Below are 21,685 nucleotides of genomic sequence, written 5' to 3' on the forward strand. Positions count from 1 at the left end.
TCAGGCTGGTGGGGTGCGATCCTTTAGAAGTTTGCGCATCCGCCTGTTATCGAGAATCAACGCGACGAAAACGACGACGAGCAGGATCTCGGTTGCATAGGTTCCCGCCGCCGCAGAAAACAGCCACGCGAGAGCCGCGCATCCGACTGCTACCGCGATCAGTGCGGCCCGGTCAATCCACCATTCTTTCGAACCAACTTTCATTGCATGCCCACCGCTTGCAGCCGACCGGCCGGGATGATTGCTTTTTTCACAAATGCAATTCGGCCAGGCGCGCCGACCGCGAAAATTTCGGGGTTCGTTTGCATGACAAAAAGCGTTTGGGCAGGAACACGAATGCCGGTGTCGAACGTGAATTTCTGAACGCCCTTCGCGGTCGCGTTCGGCGTCGAACCACAATCGAGATATGCGTCGGTGGCGACCATCAGGCTGCCGACAGCGGCGCCGAGCCAGAAGGATGCGTAGATAGCCCCGAACGCGAGTAGCTTTTCACTCGCCGTCGTCGCGCCGATGATTTCGCCAATCGATGCAGTCTTGCCCAGCTTCTCTGCGGCGGCGACCATTGCGCCGACGCGGGCCAGCACATTGGCGGGCGCGGTGGAAATGCTCGAAGGAACGTCGAGCCCGAGGGCGTCCATGTTGTCTTTAAAGGCTTTGTAGAAGCCCGCTCCGGTGCATGCTATCGGCATCGCATTCGCTCCCTTTGAGTGGCCGCACCGGCCGCGCAATCTACGGCACTCATGCGGTATGCATGTCCGGTCAAAACTGACCGTCAACACTCTATCAAAAGAATACCTAACCGCCCTTGCGAAAGTGCGAGCGGTGCCGGTCGGTGGTCGGATCGTCGCGCATTTCCATTTCCAGCACAGTTTCGAAACCACTATCGTTGATTGTATGCGTCGTCTTCTTCACAAGCCACGGCGTTCCGTCGATCTCCGGTTTGAAGCCGGAAACGGTCACAGGCATTTCGGGGAACGCATCGGGCCGCGCGCGAGCGAGCGTGTAGTCGAATGTCGCCTGGCTGCGCTGCGTGCGGTCATACTCGGCTTGCGCCGCCGCGCGCGCTTCGGCTTCGGTCGCGTAGTCTTCCGGCAGCACCTTCATGTTTTTATTGTTCTCACCGCCGATCACAACCGACTTGCGTTTGCCCTTCGCGTTGGAGTGGTAATGCGCGCGCACGCCCGAATAGCTCTCACGTTGCGCGACGTGGTAGCGATGCTTGTCGCCGCTCGAACGCGTCAATTCGATCACGCCTAGCGCCTTGCCGCTCACCGTCTTGCCGGTGCCGATCGGCATGAACAGCAGGCGCAAATCCTTCACGTTCATCACTGCGTCGTAGCGCTTCGCGAGGCGCGTCAGAAACGACATGTCGCTTTCGTGGGTCTGGTCGATGTGGTCGATCAGGATATTCGCGAGCGTGTCGCCGATCGTCGGCTTGAGCGAATGACGGATTGCGATCGCGCGCACGATCGCGCCGATCTTCTGCCCGTGCCAGCTCTTTTCACGGCGTTCGTGCATTTCGTTGGTCATCGAGGCCGAGCGTGCGCGCACGGTGATCGTATCCGGTGCGCCGCCATGTTCGGCCTCGTTGACGGTGAATGTCCCCTTGTCGGTCAGCGGCTCGCCGACCCATCCAATCGAAACCTTGATTTCCGCGCCGCGCTTCGGGATTGCAAGGTCGTTTTTCGAGTCGTCGAGTACGAGGTCGAGCATGTCGGCTTCGTCGCCGCGTGACTCTGAAATCGACAGGGAAATGAGGCGCGGTGCAATGAGGCTCGACAGATCGCGGCCGTCGAGCGTTACGCGGTAATCGGCTTGCGGCTCGACGCGATCGACCGGGTCGGCCGTTCGCCCGGTGGCGTTGTTCTTGTCGGCAAACATTATGCGTCTGCCTCGTTTGCCTTCTGCGCTTTCTGCTTCACCATCGAGAGCATCTCATCATCCACGCGTTTCAGCGTCAGCGAAAATTCGATCTTTCGCGGGATGCCTTCGGGCGTGTGATAGGTCTGCGTTTCGGTCTGCGTCATGATAGTGAAAGCGCCGTATACATTGCCGGCGCCGTCCACCAGCACATACGCGTCGCCGGCGTCGCCCATCGTCGCCAGTTCCTTGAGTGATGCAATCGAGCCGATCGACTCGGGCGCCACGGTGCACCGCGCAGAGCTATCACGGCAACTTCTATTTCGATGAGTATTTCTGGGTCGGCGGCTTTCGCAAGCTGAACAAGGTCGCCTCCGGCATGGCGATGCATAGCAAGTGGAGAAAAACCTATTTCTCCACGCCGTCGAGCATGCAGCACGAAGCCTATTCCTTTTGGACCGGTGACCATTTCAACCGCGGCCGCGCGAAGGTCGATCACCTGCACCTTGACGTGACGCATAAGGCGCTCTCACGCGGCCGGCTCTGTGAGGACCGGCAGTGGCGCCAGATCGTCACGGTAGAGGACGCCGTCGCCGGCGGCTGCAATCTGTTCGATCTTGACGAACTGCGGCTCGAATACAGCCCCGAGGAATATCTGAATCTGCTGATGTGTCATTTCATCGACGACACGGCATCGATTTTCCCGCTCGCGGACCTGCAGCGCTGCATGGTGGATTCGTGGGAGCTTTGGGAAGACTTTAAGCCACTGGCGCCCCGCCCTTTCGCGTACCGCCCTGTATGGGTCGGCTATGACCCGGCGCTATCCGGCGACTCTGCCGGCCTGATTGTGGTGGCGCCGCCGGCGGTGCCGGGTGGCAAGTTTCGCGTGCTGCACAAAGAGCAATGGCGCGGCATGGACTTCGAAGCCCAGGCCGATGCCATCCGGCGCATCACGCAGGAATACAACGTCGAGTACATGGCGATCGATACGACCGGCATCGGCCAGGGCGTGTACCAGCTCGTTCGCCAGTTCTACCCGAACGTCGTCGCGCTCAACTACTCGCCAGAGGTCAAAGGCCAGCTCGTTCTCAAAGAAAGGTCTATCGGTGATCGGCAAGGGCCGACTCGAGTTCGATGCTGGTTGGACCGATCTCGCACAGTCGTTCATGGCCATCCGCAAAACCATGACCGCCAGCGGCCGGAAAGTCACCTATGAGGCCAGCCGCAGCGAGGAAACCGGCCACGCCGATCTTGCATGGGCATGCCTGCACGCACTCGGTAATGAGCCGCTGGAAGGCGTCACAACCAACAACACAGGTTTGGAGTTCTCAAATTGAGCAAGCGCAAACAACGCCACACACACGCCGCGGCGCCCGCGCAGGTCGCAACGCCGCCAGCGCGCGCCGAGGCCTTCACATTCGGCGACGCGATGCCGGTCATGGACCGGGCCGAGATTCTGGATTACGTCGAGAGCTGGTCGGCTGGTGAATGGTTTGAGCCGCCGGTGTCGTTCTCCGGCCTGGCGAAGTCGTTTCGCGCCGGCGTCCATCACAGCTCCGCGATTTACTTCAAGCGCAATGTGCTGTCGTCCACGTTCATCCCCCACAAGCTGCTCACGCGCGAGGAATTCGACAGGTGGGCGCTTGACTTCATGGTGTTCGGCAATGGCTACCTTGAAAAGCAACAGAACCGAATCGGCGGGACGCTCGCGCTCAAACGCGCGCCGTCAAAATACATGCGCCGCGCGACTGATTTACAGCGGTATTTTCAGGTCAACGGCATTCAGGAAAAATACGAATTCGCGGCCGGTAGTGTTCATCATCTGATGGAGCCGGATATCAACCAGGAGGTGTATGGCCTCCCCGAATATCTCGGCGCGTTACACGCGGCATGGCTGAACGAATCCGCGACGCTGTTTCGTCGTCGCTACTACGAAAACGGGTCTCACGCCGGGTTCATCCTGTACATGACGGATGCCGCTCAGAAGCAGGAAGACGTAGACGCGTTGCGCGAGGCGTTGAAGAACAGCAAGGGACCGGGAAATTTCCGCAATCTGTTCATGTACGCGCCACAGGGCAAAAAGGAAGGGATCCAGCTCATTCCTGTGTCCGAGGTCACGGCCAAAGATGAGTTTTTCAACATCAAGAACGTGACGCGCGATGACCTGCTTGCCGCCCATCGCGTACCGCCGCAGCTTATCGGTGTAGTGCCGAGCAATACCGGCGGATTCGGTGCAGCGGACACGGCCGCCGAGGTATTCGGCGCAAATGAAATCGAACCGCTCCAGCGCCGGTTCACTCAACTCAACGAGTGGATCGGCGACGAAGTCGTGCGCTTCTCTCCTTACAGTATCAAACGGGCGGCCGCCAAAGTCTGAGCATTGTCCGCGTGTTACGGCTAATCCATTGGCGCCCGCTGGCACAAGTCGCGACCGTCGAGACGCGGATAAGTCGAACGGCACGTCTCGTCAAGCAGCGGAAAATAATCCAAGAGGTCTGCCGGTCTGACCATCGGCATCGGTCGAGATGGTAAAAAAGGGGCTCGTGCGACATGACTATTCAAACGTGTCCCATTCAGAAGGGGGCAGGCTATTGGCGGCTAAAATATAGGGCACACGGTCAATCACGATATCGAAGACGTTGAGCAAAGTTGAAAAATGATCCTTTGGACCATTACCATCGGTGGGCGGATTTGCTCTCAACTCGTCAATACCTGGCAAATTGTCCGGGTTGTACAGATAGACCAGCGTATTCATTTGGGTCGAATTTTCGTCTACGCCGCCAGGCAGTGCACCAAATCTTTTTTTAAGAATTTCTGAATATTTAATCTTTTCAGTTTTCGAGCACCAATCGACAATTTTTTCCAAGGTTGATTCTTTCAAACGCGCGGAGACCAGACGCTTATCGTCCATCATCAATTTCGCCTCCGTTACTCGGCCGAAAACAGAAAATCGCCCAATTTTAATTCCGGGATCAAAGTAACGTTCCAGCTCAACCGGACCAAGCTTCATACGCGAACATAGATCATGTAGCGCGCAGTAGAATTTGAATAGGCTGTCATTTTCGTACTTGATCGAAGTTGTCATCGATTTATCTGAAATCGCCTCACTATCTATGCAGCTATCGAAACCAGACTGATGGTAAATGCACCCAACTCCCAAAACACAAATGTAGTTAGGCCAGAACTCTGGCGAATTTTTTTCTTCCCATTCGTTCAGATTTTCCCACAACGAATCGAGTGAATTTCCGCTCAATGCATATGCAAATACGACACCAAACGGCTTAGGCCTTGGCCTTGCAATCACGTACCCGTGCGCAAGCGGTTCAGCGATCGCCCCTCCGAGAGATATCTCCTTGAACGCTTTTATTTTTTCCAACGAATCAATTAACTCCGTCTTTGATAATCCAGATTTAACCTCAATAATTCCATAAACTGAATCTATTGGGTAAATCTGGTTAATTTCATCATAGTGCAGAGAAAGGCCGTGGATTGAGTCATATACGATGATGTCGCATTGTCGTGAAACGTCCCGGACGTGGCCGACTACTTCTCCCGCACCCAATCCATATTTGGCAGGCAATCGTCCTTTCGCCAAGAAATCGCGAAGGGTATTCTCACGCGCAGTGCCACGCGTGCCTTTATGTGCGAAGTGCGCGGCTTGTTCAAAGTCATTGCGCATTTTTTCGCTAACTGAGCGGAACAGTTTTTTAGCATCCATCGGTCTAGCCTCCACTGTAGTTGGTGGTCAATGTATCGCAGCGGATGGGGGGTGGTCCCAAATAATCCGAAACCGGGCAAGACAGGAACGATCGAAGGCGAAAGCAAAGCAGCGGTCGATCTTCTATGGCCGCTTAGGGAAGCCTGCGCGGCCTAGAACGAACGCTTCGAGAGCAAAAACGATAAGGCTCCTGAGCATTTTCCGCCCCTACAGCGGGTTTGCGGCTGTCGGTCAAGGGGCCAACGACCTATATTTCGCGTGCTCGTCGCAGGAGACGTAGGATCCCCACGCTTTCAAGATCGCAGTCCCCCTCCCCGCCTGCCCTCCTCTTTGACCGCTGGTTTTGATGCACTACGCTGTTGGCCGATGCGACGCCAATCCGCGCGAGATTCGGGGCGATTTCGGAGCCAGCCGTGTGATGCGATGTGATGCGCGCGGTGGGGGCGTCAGTTACAATCGCGCGAACCTTAAACCAACAAAATTTGAGCGATGGACGATCGAGCCACATCTGCATACTCTGCCAACGCTCCCACTGCGGTGCTCGATGCGCCAGACCATGGCCTCTGTCCGTCCAATACTGCGCTGAATCAAACGCAAATATTGTCGTTTTTCTGCGGCGCTGGCGGATTGGACCTCGGATTTACTGAGGCCGGATTCGACGTTGTATTTGCTGCAGACTATGCGCGAGCAGCCGTCGAAACGCACAACACGAACGCGGGTAAACCCGTAGCCAGGCTGTTGGATTTATCCGCTGCGTCCGCTCGCGAGGTTCAGAAACTGGTTGAAGCGGAGCGTCCTGGAGCTATGCCGCGAGGCGTTATCGGGGGTCCCCCGTGCCAAGGTTTTTCTCGCGCGAACACGCAACGGTCTAAGGCAGACCCGCGCAACGATCTTGCCAAACATTACGCGAAAATGATTTCGGAGCTGGCGGATGTATATCCGCTCGATTTCTTCGTTTTCGAAAATGTGCCCGAGTTACTTGCGATCGAGAACATTTCAATATTGCGGAGTTTAAAGGGAACGCTGTCACGCAAATTTCAGATTTTTACAGCTTGTTTGAACGCGGCAGATTTCGGGGTTGCTCAAACTCGCCAGCGCGTTTTTATTGTGGGTTTACGAAAGCGAGTGGGTCATCCGCAGAAATTTGCCTTTCCCGCGCCAACAGCTAACATCCATGCGACAGTAGAAGACGCGATTGCGGGGCTGCCTGACCCTACTTTTTTCCACCGATCGCTCACGCCTGAGCTGATACCGTTCCATCCCAATCATTGGACGATGCAGCCGCGTTCGCCGCGATTTGGTCCGGATCTCGTCACAAGTGGACGCTCGCTCATCCGTCTTGCATGGCATAAGCCAAGTCGGACTGTCGCGTACGGACATCGCGAAATACACGTTCATCCCAATGGGATGCGCAGGCTCAGCATTTACGAGGCCATGTTGCTTCAAGGTTTCCCACCAACTTACCGACTATCAGGGAACTTGAGTGAGCAGGTCACTCAGATATCCAATGCTGTGCCGCCGCCTGTAGCATTCGCTATCGCATCAGCACTGATAGCGCAAATTTACACCAACGCTAATATGCTTGCCTCGACCGATGACTGACGCCCGACCAGGTTCCGAGAAGGCGCTTCTCGAAGAAGTAAAAAGCGCCAGAGCCGCCGGAGCCATTGTAACGGCGACCTTGAAGACCGATGAGAGGGTCTTCGCGCGTATTACTGATGGTATTTACCGCGAGCCAGCTTCAGCGTTACGAGAGCTAATTGCCAACGCGTACGACGCTGACGCAACTGAGGTTCGGGTAGATACGGACGCCCCGCGATTTTCTCGTATCGTTGTTCGCGACAACGGGCATGGCTTGACTGAAGAAGCGCTGATACATGTGATTTGCCACATCGGCGGCAGCCTCAAGCGGACTGAACGCGGTAGCGAGTTTAACGTTGTCAGTAGCACTGACCCTACGCTAAGTCCCAAGCAACGTAAGTTGATTGGGAAGCTAGGTATTGGGCTTTTTTCTATCTCGCAGCTTACGCATCATCTGCTTATCGTAACGAAGGTAAAAGGTGAGGCGGTTCGACGGGTCTGCGACATCCTGTTGATGCCGCAAAGCGATGCGCAGAAAGAGTCACACAGCGAAGAAGAAGGGTTCGTAACGGGAAAGGTAAAAATCCAAACGTTGCCGGCCGAAGACGTAGACGCGCAAGGAACGGAAATAACGTTGCTTGATATTCGGGGATTTGTGCGGGAAAGCCTTCAGTCCACCGCCTCATGGGCAGCCATCGAGGGAGAGTCTGCTGAGACAGCGGATGCTGAAGACGATCAGGGCGCGAAGTTGTTGGCCGAATTGAGCGGTGAAGTGCCACCAGACGACTTTTACGATCGGCCACCGGTGCCATCTTTCCACATCGGCCGCGTAAGTCGTGAAGATGGAGAGATGCTCGCCATTCAGCCGTCCCTTCCTTGGACCCCTGACGATAGCCCGAGAGAGAAATTCGAGAAGTTCGTGCTTGGCGTTACCGCGCTGGCTAGCGCTACTACCGAGCGGATTCGACTGAGTGAGGTCCTAGACACGTATCTTCGAACGATTTGGACACTCAGTCTATCCGTGCCACTTCCCTACGTCGAAAAGCATCCTTTTGATCTCACAGGCGATGATATAACGTCGTCGTTTGCTCTGAGCAACAAGGCGGTAAGGCCGAAAGTTCAGCCGCTCGACCTGACAGCGAAGCAGACTATTCGCGATAAGACAGCCTTGACGGCGTCGACAAATCCGGAGCCATTGCCGTTTGAAGTCATAGTAGACGGGCTTTCACTTGCACGCCCTTTGCGCTTTGGCGACGCCGCCGGAACTATCGACGGAGTGCGTCCGCTTATGTTCGTCGGAAAGATAAAATCAGATATGGCGAGCTTGCCGAACGAATATAGCGGCGGACCACTTGAATTCGAAGCATATTTTTACTGGCAGCAAAGCGTTGTTCCTGTGGATCATAATGGCATTATGGTTCGAATCAATGGTGCAAGCGGAATTCTGTTTGACGAACACTTTCTCAAATATCAAATTTCCGAACAAAATCGTCTTCGGCAAATCACTGCAGAGATCTTCGTTCACCGTGGACTGGATGCCGCGTTGAACATCGACCGTGAGTCGTTCAATATTGCTCACCCCCACTATCAATTTCTAAAAAAGTGGGTGCATCACTCACTTCGACAACTGATTACACGTCAGAAATCACTGACGGCGTCCGCAAGTGGCGAAAGAATGCAAGGCAACTTGTCAGCCGCGTTGGACGAAATCCGCGGCATTGTGGTGTCCGGGTCTCCGGAGTCACAACAAGCTCGAAAAATAGAGTTCTCTTCAGCGCCGCCACTGATCAGGCAAGCAGAAGACGGCTTGGTATTTGATCGCGCGACTGTATTCAGTCCGCGAAAGGATAAAAAAGCGGTCACGAAGTCGGACAAATTGCGAGAAGAACTTCTCGAGCAACAGATAAAAGCCGTTGCGACAGTTTTGGCTGATTTTAAGGTGTTCGAATCGATGGACAACTCCACTCGCGACGAACTACTGCAGAAAATTGTTGCTATCTTCTCGGTTGATTTCAAGAAATGAACGATTTCAATGCTGATTTTGGCGATCCGGATGATAGCTTCGAACAGGGGATCGCCCCGACATCGACAGACCACGTTAATTTCGAGGTCCGGACGAAGTTTCTGCCATGGCATAAACCTCGCAAACAGTGGGTGCGTACTAAGCAATGGGCCGACAGCATCGGAAAGCTCATTGACACGTTGAACCTGGTCGAATCACAACGACCTGTGCGGTATCTGAGCTTACCTGGCCCGGATCTTTTGGACGTTCGATCCATTCAACCGGTATGTGAGGCAAAGAACGTACCCTTGCAATTCCTTGGACTTAACAGCGGCGATGATGACAATGCCGAGGTTGGGCTTGAGGCTGCACTGTTGAATCGTGTCCGATCGCTTCCGTTCATCGATCCTGCGTCTGAGGTGGTGAAGGATCGTCTTGAGCAGCTTGCAGTAAAGAAGTCGGTAGCATACGCGCGCGTCATTTCTGCTCAGAGATCCTTCGACGTCGTCAACATTGATCTGTGTGGTTCGTTTGCAGAGGGGCCGACCGGCGTGAAAGGAGGGAACCTCGTCAACGCCCTTTTCTCACTATTGCATCACCAAGCAACCCATCGGCAGGATGACTGGTTGTTTTTCATTACGACGAGATCGAACAAAGACATGGTCGATCCGCAGACTATGGTTCGCCTAGTCAAAGCCGTAAATGACATTCTGGACGAAAAACCGGAACTCAAAGAAGATCTCCTCGCGTCTGGAATTGTCAAGGAATCGGACCTCACCGAGGGGCGGCTCGATATTGAGAAGCTTTCCACTAGCGCCTATTCCAACTCGTTTGCGCTCGGCATGAGCAACTGGGTAGTACATACTTTGTTCAACGCGGAGCGCGCTTGGCAGGCCAATATGCTTCCCCATTGTGAGTACCACGTGTTGCTCAACGATCCGGCTTGCGACATGCTATCACTAGGCTTCTATTGCAAGCGTGTCAAGGTTCCACATCCAGACGAATTTGGCCTTGCGCATATGGACGACAATATCCCTGAACCGCAACTAGACACGATCAAACTTCGAGTTAGGAGATTGATTCAACGTCGAGTCGCCGAACGGCAGGACCTGGATCGCACGCTTTGCCAGCAGCCGGAGCTATATGAAGAGTGTCTAGAAACATCCGCCAAATTACTTGGCAGTTCCAGCTACGACGAAGCGAAATACAGAGAATGGGCGAGCGACGAACAAAATAAGCTAGTCACGTTCATGAAAGCTGCCGGACTTGTCGAGCAGGTCGATTGACTCCCGCTTCTGAAAGATGCAATTTCATGGATCAGCACTGCAAGCGTCCAGTCGCATAGCTTAATCGGAAACCTGAATGTCGCGTTGCCGTCCCCATAGCGGCAACGCCTCCTAGACGTCGAACGGGAGTGCTTCGGTTTTCCGCGGCAGGCGTTCCGGTATGGGTAGTTCGGGTGGGAACATTTCGAGTCGCGTTCGGTACGTGTGTCCGCACGTCACGTCATCACACTGAAAATCAATCTCCCACTGCGTGCAGGATTTCTTTTCCATCGCTCGGGCGATACCGCGAGCGCCGCAATGTGGACAAGCAATCGTGAATCTCATCTGCGCTCATCCCGGTTCATCGTAGTGCGCGCGTTGACCGCTCCGCGAAGCATCGGCGACGGCCGTACCTCGAGTGACACGCCTTCCCGCGGCCGGGACGAAGCCGAGAGCGAGAACAGTATTTCGAAGGCCGCCGACGTACGATAGCCGCAGTCTTCGCAAGCGAAGTACATTCGTCGCAACGTCGTAGATAGACCTTCGGTATGGCGTGCGTCAATTTCACCGGCGCAGCACGGGCAATCGATCTTCATTTGTATCATGGAAATTTCTCGGTCTATAGGTTCCATTGACCCCATTTCGCGCAGTTCCCTTCCCCACCAACGCTGACTTCGTTACTTCGATCCAACTGCGCAGCCGGAACAGCCACCCCTGGCCGAACGGTACGCGTACAGTTATTGACACGAGTCCGAGTGCTCGCGGCTTCGCCGCTGCGCTGAACTGAACCGCCCCGGGAATCGTGGAGGCTGGTTGGTTTAAGTTGACGCAGATGCAACTGCGGCTGTTTCAAGTTGCCGATAGAAGTTTGCCTCAGCTTCGGCGGGCGGGATATAGCCGAGCGGTTCCATCAACCGGTGGTGATTGAACCAGGCCACCCACTCCAGCGTTGCCAGTTCAACGGATTCCCGCGTTTTCCACGTGCGGCGATGAATCAGTTCAGCCTTATACAAGCCGTTGATCGTTTCAGCCAATGCGTTGTCGTAGCTGTCGCCCCGGCTGCCGACCGACGGCTCGACGCCAGCTTCAGCCAACATTTCGCTGTAGCGAATGCTGACGTATTGGGACCCTCTGTCCGAATGATGTATCAAGGTTCCGTCGTCGCCCGGGCGCCGCGCGTAAAGCGCCTGCTCAAGTGCATCCAGAACGAAGTCCGTAGTCATCGAACTGCTGACTCGCCAGCCGACGATACGGCGAGCGAACACATCGATCACGAAAGCCACATACAGCCAGCCCTGCCACGTCGAAACGTAGGTGAAATCCGAAACCCAGAGCTGGTTCGGCCGTGCCGCCTTGAACTGGCGATTTACCCGATCCAGCGGGCGCGGCGCCATGGCATCAGGAACTGTCGTGCGAACACGCTTGCCTCGCATCACGCCGCGCAAACCCAGTTGCTTCATCAACCGTTCGACCGTGCAGCGCGCCACCGCGATATGCTCCCGGTTCATCTGCTTCCAAAGTTTATCCGCGCCGTAGACCTGCATGTTGGCCTGCCACACACGCTTGATCTCCGGCCGCAGACGTTCATCGCGGATTGCGCGAACAGAGCGCCGCGACGGATCTCGAAGCTGCGCGGCGTGGCGTCGGTAGCCCGACGGGGCAATCCGCAAGACCTTGCAGATCGGCTCGACCCCGAAGGTGTGGCGATGCTGATCGATGAAGGCCTTCAGGACTTGAACCGGCGGTCGAGCTCCGCCTGGGCGAAAAACGCGCTCGCAACCTTGAGAATCTCGTTGGCACGACGCAACTCCTTAACCTCGCGCTCCAAGGCCTTGAGGCGTTCGCGCTCGTCTGTGGTCACGCCATCGCGCTCACCGTGGTCGACCTGGTCGCGCTTGACCCACTCGTGCAGTGTCTGCGGTGTGCAGCCGATCATCGGTGCAATCGATTCGACCGCCGCCCACATCGACGGATGTTCGCTACGCTGCTCGCGCACGAGGCGCACTGCACGCTCCCGGACTTCCGGGGAAAACTTGGTTACCTTCTTGTTCATGGCTCCATTCTCTCAAGAGTTGGAGCCTCCACAAAATCCGGGGCGGTTCACTTGGGCGCCTCTCCACTTATAGTGGTCCAGCAAGATCAATGACCAACAAATTCGCATGCCGAATCAATTCGCGTAAACCAGATGACTCTTCCAGATCATTCGCGACGCCACGCCTTTTATAAAGAATCCTTTCTGACCACGACGCGAGGTGAGGCGGATTCTATGAGCAAAGAAAACAAACAGGCAATAACGTTGAATCGAATCCAGGATGTGGGAGCTTCTCGATTAGCGGAATTTGTCAGTTTGAAGCGATACCCAAATAATGAATAAATCCGGATTCCTATTTATGTAAGAACTGATTTTCACGTCGAAGCTTTTTCAAAAAAAGCTTCTGCCGATACGCGTCGAGGCGGGGAGATATTCCGGGTGTAGGGACTCTGTCGGTACGCGATCCACACGCTGTCGACCGAAGATCCACTGTGGACATCTTGATGTCGCGATGCGGCGACATGTGGCATTAAACGGCATTGTGTGTTTATTGTCAACAACCAACAAGTGCAGGCAAAAAGACACTTTGTTGACAGTTGACGATCCTCATGCTACCGTCGCCAATTATTCTGAGTCCGGTCCGCCATGATTGACGAGCCCTCCGTCGGTGCAATTCAACTACTCAAAAAACACTCGCTGACAACGTTGGTGCAGGATGAACTTGAGCGTCTGATTCTCAGTGGCGAATTCGCTCCTGGCGACAAATTGAACGAAGCGCAATTGGCCACGCGCCTGGGTGTCTCTCGCGGACCCGTGCGCGAAGCATTTCGCGCGCTTGAACAGGCGGGTCTGCTGCGCACCGAGAAGAATCACGGTGTGTCGGTGCGAAGCCTGTCGCTCAAGGAAGCCGAAGAAATCTATCAAGTCCGCGCCATGCTCGACGAGCATATTGGCCGGCTACTGGCCGGCGACATATCGGCTGAGCATTTAGGCGCGTTGCGCGGCATCGTCGAGTCAATGAAGCTCGCGCAGAGCAGTCACGACGGACAGACTTACGGTCATCTGAACCTGCAGTTTCATGACACGATGGCAGCCGCGGTGGGTAACCGGAAACTGCTCGACACGTATCGCCGCCTTGTCGGCGAACTAAGCCTGTTCCGGCAAGCGGTGCTGACACGTAACGTCGACGCGATCGACCAGTCCGCGCAGGAACACGAAGACATCGTCGAGGCCATTGCCGCCGGTGACGCGGATCTAACCGAGAGGTTGATCCGCAACCACCTTGCGCATGGGCGCGAACGCATGCGGCAAGCGCATCAGCCCAGCAATTGATCCGCTGAAACGTAGCGATAGCCAAGATCTTTGGCTACGGCTTCGTACGTGACGTGACCTTCGCAAACGTTCAGGCCGGCTTTCAGATGCGGATTATCTTTTAGCGCCTGCTTCCAGCCCTTGCCTGCCAGCGCGACCGCATGACCGATCGTCGCGTTGTTGAGCGCGAAAGCAGAGGTCCGGGCCACCGCGCCGGGCATGTTCGCCACGCAGTAGTGAACGACATCGTCGACGATATAGGTCGGCTCGGCGTGAGTCGTGGCATGCGAGGTCTCGAAACAGCCGCCCTGATCGATCGCCACGTCCACGACCACCGCCCCGGACTTCATTCGCGAGATCATGCTCGCCGTGACCAGCTTCGGGGCCGCGGCGCCCGGTATCAACACACCGCCGATCACCAGGTCGGCATCCAGAACCGACTCTTCAATGCTCTGTCCGTTCGAATAGAGTGTGGCAATACGATTGCCGAACACCAGATCGAGTTGCCGCAAGCGATCGACATTCGTATCGAGAATCGTCACCTTGGCGCCCATCCCGACCGCCACCTGCAGTGCGTTCGTGCCGACCACACCCGCGCCGATAATGACGACGTGCGCCGCGGCCACGCCCGGCACACCGCCGAGTAGCACGCCAAGACCGCCCTTCGATTTCTCCAGGTGAGCCGCGCCCGCCTGGATCGACATGCGACCAGCCACCTCGCTCATCGGCGCGAGTAGCGGCAGGCCGCCGCCCGGCCCGGTGATGGTCTCGTAGGCAATGCAGACCGCGCCGGACTTCACCAGCGCCGCGGTCTGTTCGGGATCGGGCGCCAGATGCAGATACGTGTACAGGATCTGCCCCGCGCGCAGCATCGCGCATTCGGCGGGTTGCGGTTCTTTGACCTTGACGATCATGTCCGCCCGCGAAAAGATCTCCGCCGCGCTGTCGCACAGTGTCGCGCCGGCAGCGGTATAAGCGTCGTCAGCAAGTGCAATTGCTGCGCCCGCGCCGGTCTGGACCAGTACCTGATGACCCCGTGTGGTTAGTTCACGTACGCTGGCCGGTGTCAGGCCCACGCGATACTCGTGATTCTTGATTTCCTTCGGTACGCCGATCAACATCTCTCACCTCGATCTGGATAGGTTCGCCGCGCTTCTAAAGCGCGACATGAGCAGGCCAGTATGCGCTGCAAAGCTGCCAAAACTGCCGAAGCGACTAAAGCGACTAAAGCGACTAAAGCGACTAAAGCGACCCAAGCGACCCAAGCGGCCAAAGCGCGAAACTGAAAGCGCTCTAGCCGCCCCGTCGACTATTGCTTCTTCTCGCTTTTCGCCGAATAGCGCTGACTCCATTGAGCGAGAATCTTTGCGCGATTATTCGCCGCCCAGGTGAAGTCGTTCTTGACCAGCAAGCCGGCATAATTGGCGGGGATATTGGGCAGCGGTTTGGCCGTTCCCGACACCGCCGTGATCGCGTAGCTTTTTGCGTAAAGCAGGTTGGCGTCGCGGCTCGCGGCAAAGTCGGCGAGCTTTTTCGCCGCGTCCAGCTTGGTGGTGTTCTTCATGATCGCGAACGCCTCCAGATCCCAACCCAATCCTTCAGCCGGGAACACCAGATCGATCGGTGCGCCCTGCGCTTTCAGCGTTGCCGCGCGGTATTCGAACGAGATACCGATCGGATATTCGCCGGAAGCCGCCATCGTGCACGGCGCGGAACCCGAATGGTTGTACTGCGCGATGTTCTTGTCGAGCGCATCCATGTACTGCCATCCGCCCTGCTCGCCGAATAGTTGCAGCCACGCGGTCACGTCGAAATAGCCGGTTCCCGATGAAGCCGGGTCCGCCATTACGATTTTGCCCTTGTAGACCGGCTTGGTCAGATCCTGCCAGCTCTGCGGTTTCGGCAGATGCTGCTCGGCGGCCGCCACAGTATTGAAGCAGATCGTCGCGCCCCACACGTCCATGCCGAACCAGTTCGGCGGCGACTTCGGATCGCGATAGGTCGCGCTGACGGCGGACAGGTTTTTCGGCGCATACGGCAGCAGCATGTTGTCGCTCTCGAACTTTGCGATGCTGGTTGCCGCGAGCCCCCAGATCACATCCGCCTGCGGGTTGTTCTTCTCCGCGAGAATCTTGGCGGTGATCACACCGGTCGAGTCGCGCACCCATTTGATTTCGATGTCCGGATTGGCCTGCTCGAACGCATCCTGGTACGGCTTGAGCTGTTCATCTTCGAGCGCCGTATAGACGAGCAGCGTCGTCTTGGCGACAGCCGTCGCCGTACTGCCGGCGAGCAGCGCGACGGCCACAGTCGTCAGCAGCGCAATCGTACGGACGCCGTGTAAAGCGGGAACACTGTGCAGCGTGGTGCTGTTGAGCCTGAACATCTCTTTCTCCCGGTATGAGGGTCTTTCACATGAGCCGCGCTAGCGGAAAACCATCTTCGTGCGCCTACGCGGTCATCTCGCGCGACGAGATCTGCTTGACGCCCATTTCGGCGAGCGTCTCCTCGATCGCTCGGACCGCGCGCTGCATCACATCGCGATCGATATCGCCGATACAGCCGACGCGGAACGTATCCACTTCGGTCAGCTTCCCCGGATAAAGAATGAAGCCTTTGGATTTGACCTTCTCGTAGAACGCGCGGAATTCGTAGGCCGGATCTTCCGGCGCATGAAACGTCACGATGATCGGCGCCTGGACGTTGCGCGGCAGGAACGTGCGAAAGCCGAGTTCCTCCATGCCGTTGATCAACGCGTCGCAATTGGCCTGGTAGCGTTTGCCGCGGGCGGCCTGCCCGCCTTCGGCTTTGAACAGATCGACCGCCGTGCGCAATGCGGCGACGATCGACGTCGGCGGAGTAAAACGCCATTGCGACGTCTTCTCCATATAGACCCACTGATCGTAGAGATCCATGGACAGCGAGGCCGAATGACCCTGGCACTTTTCCAGCACAGCGCGCCGTGCGATTACGAAGCCCATGCCCGGCAAACCTTCGAGACACTTGCCCGACGCTGCCACGAGTGCATCGAACGGCGTCGTGCGGACATCGATTTCGATGGCGCCGAACGAACTCATCGCATCGATAATGAGTCCCTTGCCCAGTCTCGCGCAGATTTGCGCGATCTCCTGCAGCGGATTGAGCGTGCCGGTCCCCGTTTCGCAATGCACCTGGGCGACGTGAGTAATCGCCGGATCGCGCAGCAGCGCCTCTTCGATCATGGCGCCGGTCGGCAACGTGCTTTCGGCGATCGGCAACTCGACGACAGCGCGGCCCATGTATTCGCAGATTCGCACCACGCGCTTGCAATACGCGCCGTTCTGCGGCACGAGTACTTTGCCGTCGCGCGGCACCAGCGTGCCGAGCGCGGCTTCCACGGAGAACGTGCCGCTTCCCTGCAACGGCACGCAAACGTGCGTGTCGCGCCCATTCACGATGTCCACCAGATCCGCACGCAGGCTGGCCGTGATCGAGTTGAACGCGGTGTCCCACGATCCCCAGTCGCGCAACATCGCGCTTCGGGTGATCAACGAGGTGGTCAACGGGCCCGGCGTAAGAAGAACGGGATCCTTTTCAGTATTCACGGTTGTCTCCTGATAATGGGTCAATCTGATCGAAGTTAAGCCTTGTCGGCCTTGCCGGCCGCCTGAGCAAGTCGGCTCAGCGCACGGTCGAAAAACCACGGTGTCGCGCCGGCGTCTTCCGCCCGCTCCTTGCGGCGAATGGCATCGCGCACGACGAGCGAACCGAGGTAGCGAATCGGCTCCGGCGGAAAAACGCCGCGCGGTCCGCGCACGATCGGCGAGCGCGTCCATGCGTTGTCGAGACCGAGTACGAGCGACGAAAGAATCTCGCCGCCCATGTAACTGGGTCCGACGCCGTTGCCTGAATAGCCGAAGCCATAGAACACGTCATGCCGGCCATCGAGGCGGCCGAAGAATGGCAGGCCGGTCGCCGAGCGATCCGACGGTCCGTTCCAGCTCGCCGTGATCGGCACTGCGGCGAGCGCCGGAAAGAAGCGGCCCAGATCGTCGGTGAGCGCCGCGCGATACGGCGACGGTTGGTCGAACACGGGCAGAACGCGTCCGCCGTACGCGAAGGTATTGCCGCCCTTGCCGAGCATCAGCCGGCCGTCCGGCGTGGTGCGGTAGTAATAGACGAAGGTTCTCGAATCGAGCACCGACAGACCGTCCGTCAAACCGACGCGTTCCAGAAGGTCGGGCGCGCGTTCGGTGATGATCATGTCGCTCGACACCAGCGCGATGCTGCGCTCGAACTGTTTGAAGGTTTGCGCCATCCAGGCGTTGATCGCCAGTACGACGCGCTTTGCGCGAATCGCGCCGCAGGTGGTGCGGACCAGCGGCCCGGGTGCATAAGACAGGGCTTCGAATGGCGTCTTCTCATACAGGCGCACGCCCATTTCCAAGGCGACGCGCCGCAATCCACGCACGAGCAACGCGGGCTGCACCGTCGCCGCTGCGGGCGAGAAATCACCGGCAAGGTGTCGCTTCGAACCCGCGCGCCGATGAACCTCGTCGACGTCGAGGCCCGAAAACGAGCTCATGCCACGTTCTTCAAGCGCCGCCACGACGGCCTCCAGGCTTCCCATCTGCGCCGCGCTCGTCGCGGTATATAAGGTGCCGTCCACACGCATCTGTGCATCGATCCGATGCTCGCGGCAAAAATCGGCGATCTTGCCGACCGCTTGCCGCGACGCCTCCACGAGCCGCCGCGCCTCGCTCTCGCCGAATAGCCGGAGCAGCGTCAGAAAGCGGGTTTCCCACGTCAGCATGCAGCCGCCGTTACGTCCGCTCGCGCCCGCTCCGCAGATATCCGCTTCGATCAGCACGACGTCCAGATGCGGATTGGCGCGCTTGAGTTGCAACGCGGTCCAGAGGCCGGTAAAACCGCCACCGACGATGCAAACATCCGCGTTCACCGTACCTTGCAACGCGGGCGCGTCCGCGGCTTCGCCGCGCAATGCCTGCTCGAGCCAGAAAGGTCTCATTGCTATTTCCTGTCGTGTCCTGTTGTTTCGTACGCGTTAGCGGCAACGCGAGGGTTGGCGCCAGCGCTGCGTATGCGCCAGCAGCAAGCGGTTCACCACCGCATACAGCACGCACACGAGCGTCGAGGTGATCACGATCAAGGTGGCCATGGCCGCGGCCGGTCCGATCTGCCCCGCCTCGTCGAGATTGAGAATGGCCACGGAAGCGGGTTGCGTCCCCGGCGAATAGAGAAATGCCACCGCCGAAATCGTCGTCATACCGTTGATAAAGAAGTAGCGGCTGATCTCGAGAATCGAGGGCAGACACACCGGCACCGTCACGCGAAAAAACGTCACGTAGAAAGGCACTTTCAACGACGCGGACACGGCTTCGAATTCGTTGTCGATCTGCTTGAGCGCGGTGATCGCGGTCAGATGGCTGGACGAGTAATAGTGAATGATCGTGACGATGGCGAGCAGCGGCAACGACCCGTAAAGCACATTCAGCGGATTGGCGGGATGATTGAAGAAGAAGATATAGCCGATACCCAGCACGAGACCCGGCACACCCATCGGCAATACCGCGCACAGGTTGATGACCGGACGCAGCCAGTCCATGCCGCGCGTCTTCTCGACCAGATAGGCGCCGCAAAAAACCAGCGCGGTTCCGGCTACGGCAACCAGCGTCGCCATTTCCAGGCTGTTCTTATAGGCGCCGATGATGCCCGCGCCGACGAGTCCCATCCGGTAATGACCGAGTCCGAGCGACAGGTTGTACGGCCAGAAGCGCACGAATGAGCCGTAGATCGAGATGCCGACGATCGCCATCATCAGCAGACAGACAACGCCGCAGTAAGCCAGCATCGCCATGTCGAAACCGCGCGAGGGCTTGGGCTCATACGGCACCGAGCGGGCGCCAAGCAGCGAACGCTGCTTGCGGCGCACGAAGAAATCGGTCGCGAAACTGAGCAGCGCCGGCACCAGCAACAGGATGCTCACCACCGCGCTGGTGTTGAAATCCTGCAGACCGACGATCAGCTTGTACACATCGGTGGAGAGGACGTTATACGAGCCGCCGATCACGATCGGCACGCCGAAGTCGTTCACGCAGATGGTGAACACCACCATCGTCGCGCTGATCAGCCCGTACTTCGCGCCGGGCAGCGTGATCGTGAAGAACTTGCGCAGACGGCTCGTGCCCATGGCGTCCGCGGCTTCGTACAGACGCGCATCGGTCAGCGACAGCGCGGTGATCAGAATCATCAGCACGTGCGGCATCGACGCGTACACCAGGCTTGCAATGATGCCCGGCGCGCCGTAGATGCTGTGGCCCACCATCCAGCGCCGCAACAACCCCGCATTGCCGAACCAGTAGATGAACGACACCGCGGAGAGCAGTGTTGGCGCAAGCAGCGGGATCAACGCGATGTTGCGCACCAGTCCCTTGAACGGCATGCAACTGCGGGTCAAGGCATAGGCGAACGTAAAGGCCAGCGGAATCGCAATGGCCGTGACCGACACGGCGACGATCAGCGAATGCGCGACCGAATTCCACAGCGCCGGCGTCTGAAAATACGAGGTGAAATTGGCGAGGCCGACAAAGCGCCCTTCGCGGTCCACCACGCATTTCATGACGACCATCGTGAGCGGCGCGAGCAATGCGAGCAGCAGAAAGGCGGTCATCAGCAGCATGCCCGCGTGGCCGATCCGGTCCTGCCAGTGAGTCCGCTGGCGCACGTCGGGGAGCACGACGGTCTTTTTCGGTTCGGTAAGCGTCGCGCTCATTGAACCCTCCGCTGGTCTTCGCCGAAGATCCGCACGCGGTCGCCGAGCACGGCGAGGTTCAGCGGCGAGCCCTGCTGCAGGCCGAACTCGGTCATATCGTGATACGACAGATCGGCAAGCAGTTCAGTCCCGGCGAGACCGTCCACCTGAACGCTGACGCGACAGAACGCACCGAGAAATTCCATCTTCTCGATCCGCCCGCGCAACGTGTTGCCGGCTTGCGCGTCGACACCGCGCACCACGAAATCCTCGGGCCGCAGAAACAGCGACACGCGCGCCCCGCTCGTCAGCGCGTTACGCCCGCGCACACATTGCAAGCCGATGTCACCGACCTGGATCGCCCCGTCGTCGCGCACGGTGGCGGGCAACATATTGGCCTTGCCGACGAAATCGGCGACGAACGGTGTGGCCGGTTCGCGGTAAATCTCGCTCGGCGTGCCGATCTGCTCGATCACGCCGTGGTTCATCACCACGATCCGGTCCGCCATGGAGAGCGCTTCTTCCTGATCGTGCGTGACCATGATCGTCGTCACGCCCAGCCGCTGCTGCAATTGCCGGATTTCCTGGCGCAGGCGAACCCGCACGCGCGCGTCGAGCGCCGACAAAGGCTCGTCGAGCAACAGCAGACCGGGCGACGTCGCCAACGCTCGCGCCAACGCGATCCGCTGCTGTTGACCGCCGGACAGTTGCCCAGGATGTTTCGCGCCGCTATCCGGCAGTCCGACGAGCGTCAGCAATTCGGCCACGCGCTGACGAATCACGGCGCGGCCGGCCTTCCGGTTCGTGAGTCCATACGCGACGTTGTCGGCCACGGTGAGGTTCGGGAACAACGCGTACGACTGGAACACGATGCCGTAGTCGCGCAGCATCGGCGGCAAATTGGAAATGTCCTTGCCGGCCTGCGCGATTGTGCCGGCGCTTTGCGTCTCCAGCCCCGCGATGATCCGCAACAGCGTGGTCTTGCCACAACCCGACGGGCCCAGAAAGCAGACCATTTCACCTTTGAAGATCGTCAGATTGACGTCCTTCAGAACCGGGGTCGCGCCGAACTGCTTGTGTATCGCGTCAATGCGCAGGTATTCCGTCATCGTCATCCTCCTGGAAATTTCTGTTCCGCTGCCGTGCTCCGGCGTTGCGGATCACA

Annotated in this window: 19 protein-coding genes, 1 pseudogene and 1 other annotated feature; of the genes and pseudogenes, 6 read left to right on the forward strand and 14 right to left on the reverse strand. The window is 57.8% G+C overall.

The genetic code is table 11. The features are described 5' to 3' along the window. The 4 genes from HWY05_RS10515 to HWY05_RS10530 all read right to left on the reverse strand — a co-directional run bounded on the left by HWY05_RS10515 (position 1) and on the right by HWY05_RS10530 (position 2,096). Positions 1–204 (reverse strand): hypothetical protein, encoded by a 204-nt coding sequence (locus HWY05_RS10515; protein WP_176058261.1) that lies wholly within the window; start codon positions 202–204, stop codon positions 1–3. Next, positions 201–689, reverse strand: a complete 489-nt coding sequence (locus tag HWY05_RS10520) for a hypothetical protein (protein ID WP_176058262.1) — start codon at positions 687–689, stop codon at positions 201–203. The genes HWY05_RS10515 and HWY05_RS10520 overlap by 4 nt, the downstream gene beginning before the upstream one ends. 106 nt (positions 690–795) lie before the next feature. Further along, positions 796–1,881 carry a phage late control D family protein gene (locus HWY05_RS10525; protein ID WP_176058263.1) on the reverse strand — a complete coding sequence of 362 codons (1,086 nt, stop codon included), beginning with the start codon at positions 1,879–1,881 and terminating at the stop codon, positions 796–798. Continuing rightward, positions 1,881–2,096 carry a phage tail protein gene (locus HWY05_RS10530; protein ID WP_244146567.1) on the reverse strand — a complete coding sequence of 72 codons (216 nt, stop codon included), beginning with the start codon at positions 2,094–2,096 and terminating at the stop codon, positions 1,881–1,883. The genes HWY05_RS10525 and HWY05_RS10530 overlap by 1 nt, the downstream gene beginning before the upstream one ends. A 56-nt stretch (positions 2,097–2,152) precedes the next feature. Here HWY05_RS10530 and HWY05_RS10535 point away from each other — a divergent pair. Next, a pseudogene (locus HWY05_RS10535) lies at positions 2,153–3,197 on the forward strand (terminase family protein); the annotation flags it as partial. Beyond that, the gene (locus HWY05_RS10540) at positions 3,194–4,237 is read left to right on the forward strand and encodes a phage portal protein (protein WP_176058265.1); all 1,044 of its coding nucleotides are present in this window, start codon (positions 3,194–3,196) and stop codon (positions 4,235–4,237) included. The pseudogene HWY05_RS10535 and the gene HWY05_RS10540, both read left to right, overlap by 4 nt. Before the next feature lie 177 nt (positions 4,238–4,414). Here the strand turns inward: HWY05_RS10540 and HWY05_RS10545 are convergent, their stop codons facing one another. Further along, complete coding sequence (locus tag HWY05_RS10545; protein WP_176058266.1) at positions 4,415–5,578, reverse strand: DUF6602 domain-containing protein; 1,164 nt, start codon at positions 5,576–5,578, stop codon at positions 4,415–4,417. 489 nt (positions 5,579–6,067) lie between these two features. Between HWY05_RS10545 and HWY05_RS10550 the strand changes: the two genes are divergently transcribed. From HWY05_RS10550 to HWY05_RS10560, 3 genes are read left to right on the forward strand one after another with little or no spacing between them, the layout of a single operon-like run. Further along, a complete protein-coding gene (locus HWY05_RS10550) occupies positions 6,068–7,180 on the forward strand; it encodes a DNA cytosine methyltransferase (protein ID WP_208459085.1) in 1,113 nt (370 codons plus the stop codon). Continuing rightward, the gene (locus HWY05_RS10555) at positions 7,173–9,182 is read left to right on the forward strand and encodes an ATP-binding protein (RefSeq protein WP_176058267.1); all 2,010 of its coding nucleotides are present in this window, start codon (positions 7,173–7,175) and stop codon (positions 9,180–9,182) included. The genes HWY05_RS10550 and HWY05_RS10555 overlap by 8 nt, the downstream gene beginning before the upstream one ends. Next, positions 9,179–10,447: a hypothetical protein gene (locus tag HWY05_RS10560; protein WP_176058268.1), complete on the forward strand. Its 1,269-nt coding sequence runs from the start codon at positions 9,179–9,181 to the stop codon at positions 10,445–10,447. The genes HWY05_RS10555 and HWY05_RS10560 overlap by 4 nt, the downstream gene beginning before the upstream one ends. Before the next feature lie 111 nt (positions 10,448–10,558). Here HWY05_RS10560 and HWY05_RS10565 read toward each other — a convergent pair whose 3' ends face one another. The 3 genes from HWY05_RS10565 to HWY05_RS10575 form a co-directional block, all read right to left on the reverse strand. Beyond that, a complete protein-coding gene (locus tag HWY05_RS10565; RefSeq protein ID WP_176058269.1) occupies positions 10,559–10,771 on the reverse strand; it encodes an ogr/Delta-like zinc finger family protein in 213 nt (70 codons plus the stop codon). Continuing rightward, positions 10,768–11,067: an ogr/Delta-like zinc finger family protein gene (locus tag HWY05_RS10570; RefSeq protein WP_347880803.1), complete on the reverse strand. Its 300-nt coding sequence runs from the start codon at positions 11,065–11,067 to the stop codon at positions 10,768–10,770. The genes HWY05_RS10565 and HWY05_RS10570 overlap by 4 nt, the downstream gene beginning before the upstream one ends. Positions 11,068–11,244: 177 nt before the next feature. Then, positions 11,245–12,479 (reverse strand): IS3 family transposase gene (locus HWY05_RS10575; RefSeq protein ID WP_176058271.1). Its coding sequence is split into 2 segments (ribosomal slippage): positions 11,245–12,185 and positions 12,185–12,479, totalling 1,236 coding nucleotides; the frame shifts between segments, so codons are not numbered across the junction. Then, positions 12,082–12,198 (reverse strand) — a sequence feature (AL1L pseudoknot). Its footprint overlaps the gene before it by 117 nt. Before the next feature lie 624 nt (positions 12,480–13,103). Here HWY05_RS10575 and HWY05_RS10580 point away from each other — a divergent pair. After that, positions 13,104–13,790: a phosphonate utilization associated transcriptional regulator gene (locus HWY05_RS10580; protein WP_176058272.1), complete on the forward strand. Its 687-nt coding sequence runs from the start codon at positions 13,104–13,106 to the stop codon at positions 13,788–13,790. Here the strand turns inward: HWY05_RS10580 and ald are convergent. From ald to HWY05_RS10610, 6 genes are all read right to left on the reverse strand, one after another. Beyond that, positions 13,775–14,890, reverse strand: coding sequence for an alanine dehydrogenase (gene ald / locus HWY05_RS10585; RefSeq protein ID WP_176058273.1), 1,116 nt, complete (start codon positions 14,888–14,890; stop codon positions 13,775–13,777). The genes HWY05_RS10580 and ald overlap by 16 nt on opposite strands. A gap of 188 nt (positions 14,891–15,078) precedes the next feature. Then, positions 15,079–16,155: a putative 2-aminoethylphosphonate ABC transporter substrate-binding protein gene (locus tag HWY05_RS10590; protein WP_176058274.1), complete on the reverse strand. Its 1,077-nt coding sequence runs from the start codon at positions 16,153–16,155 to the stop codon at positions 15,079–15,081. A gap of 64 nt (positions 16,156–16,219) precedes the next feature. Beyond that, positions 16,220–17,353: a 2-aminoethylphosphonate--pyruvate transaminase gene (locus HWY05_RS10595; protein ID WP_176058275.1), complete on the reverse strand. Its 1,134-nt coding sequence runs from the start codon at positions 17,351–17,353 to the stop codon at positions 16,220–16,222. Positions 17,354–17,388: 35 nt separating this feature from the next. Further along, positions 17,389–18,777 carry an FAD-dependent oxidoreductase gene (locus HWY05_RS10600; protein WP_176058276.1) on the reverse strand — a complete coding sequence of 463 codons (1,389 nt, stop codon included), beginning with the start codon at positions 18,775–18,777 and terminating at the stop codon, positions 17,389–17,391. Positions 18,778–18,813: 36 nt separating this feature from the next. Beyond that, the gene (locus HWY05_RS10605; RefSeq protein ID WP_176058277.1) at positions 18,814–20,541 is read right to left on the reverse strand and encodes a putative 2-aminoethylphosphonate ABC transporter permease subunit; all 1,728 of its coding nucleotides are present in this window, start codon (positions 20,539–20,541) and stop codon (positions 18,814–18,816) included. Next, positions 20,538–21,629 (reverse strand): putative 2-aminoethylphosphonate ABC transporter ATP-binding protein, encoded by a 1,092-nt coding sequence (locus HWY05_RS10610; protein WP_176058278.1) that lies wholly within the window; start codon positions 21,627–21,629, stop codon positions 20,538–20,540. Before HWY05_RS10610 ends, HWY05_RS10605 begins: the two co-directional genes overlap by 4 nt. Positions 21,630–21,685: the final 56 nt, after the last annotated feature.

Origin of the sequence: Paraburkholderia sp. BCC1876 (genome assembly GCF_902833695.1) — a bacterium.
Taxonomy (GTDB): domain Bacteria; phylum Pseudomonadota; class Gammaproteobacteria; order Burkholderiales; family Burkholderiaceae; genus Paraburkholderia.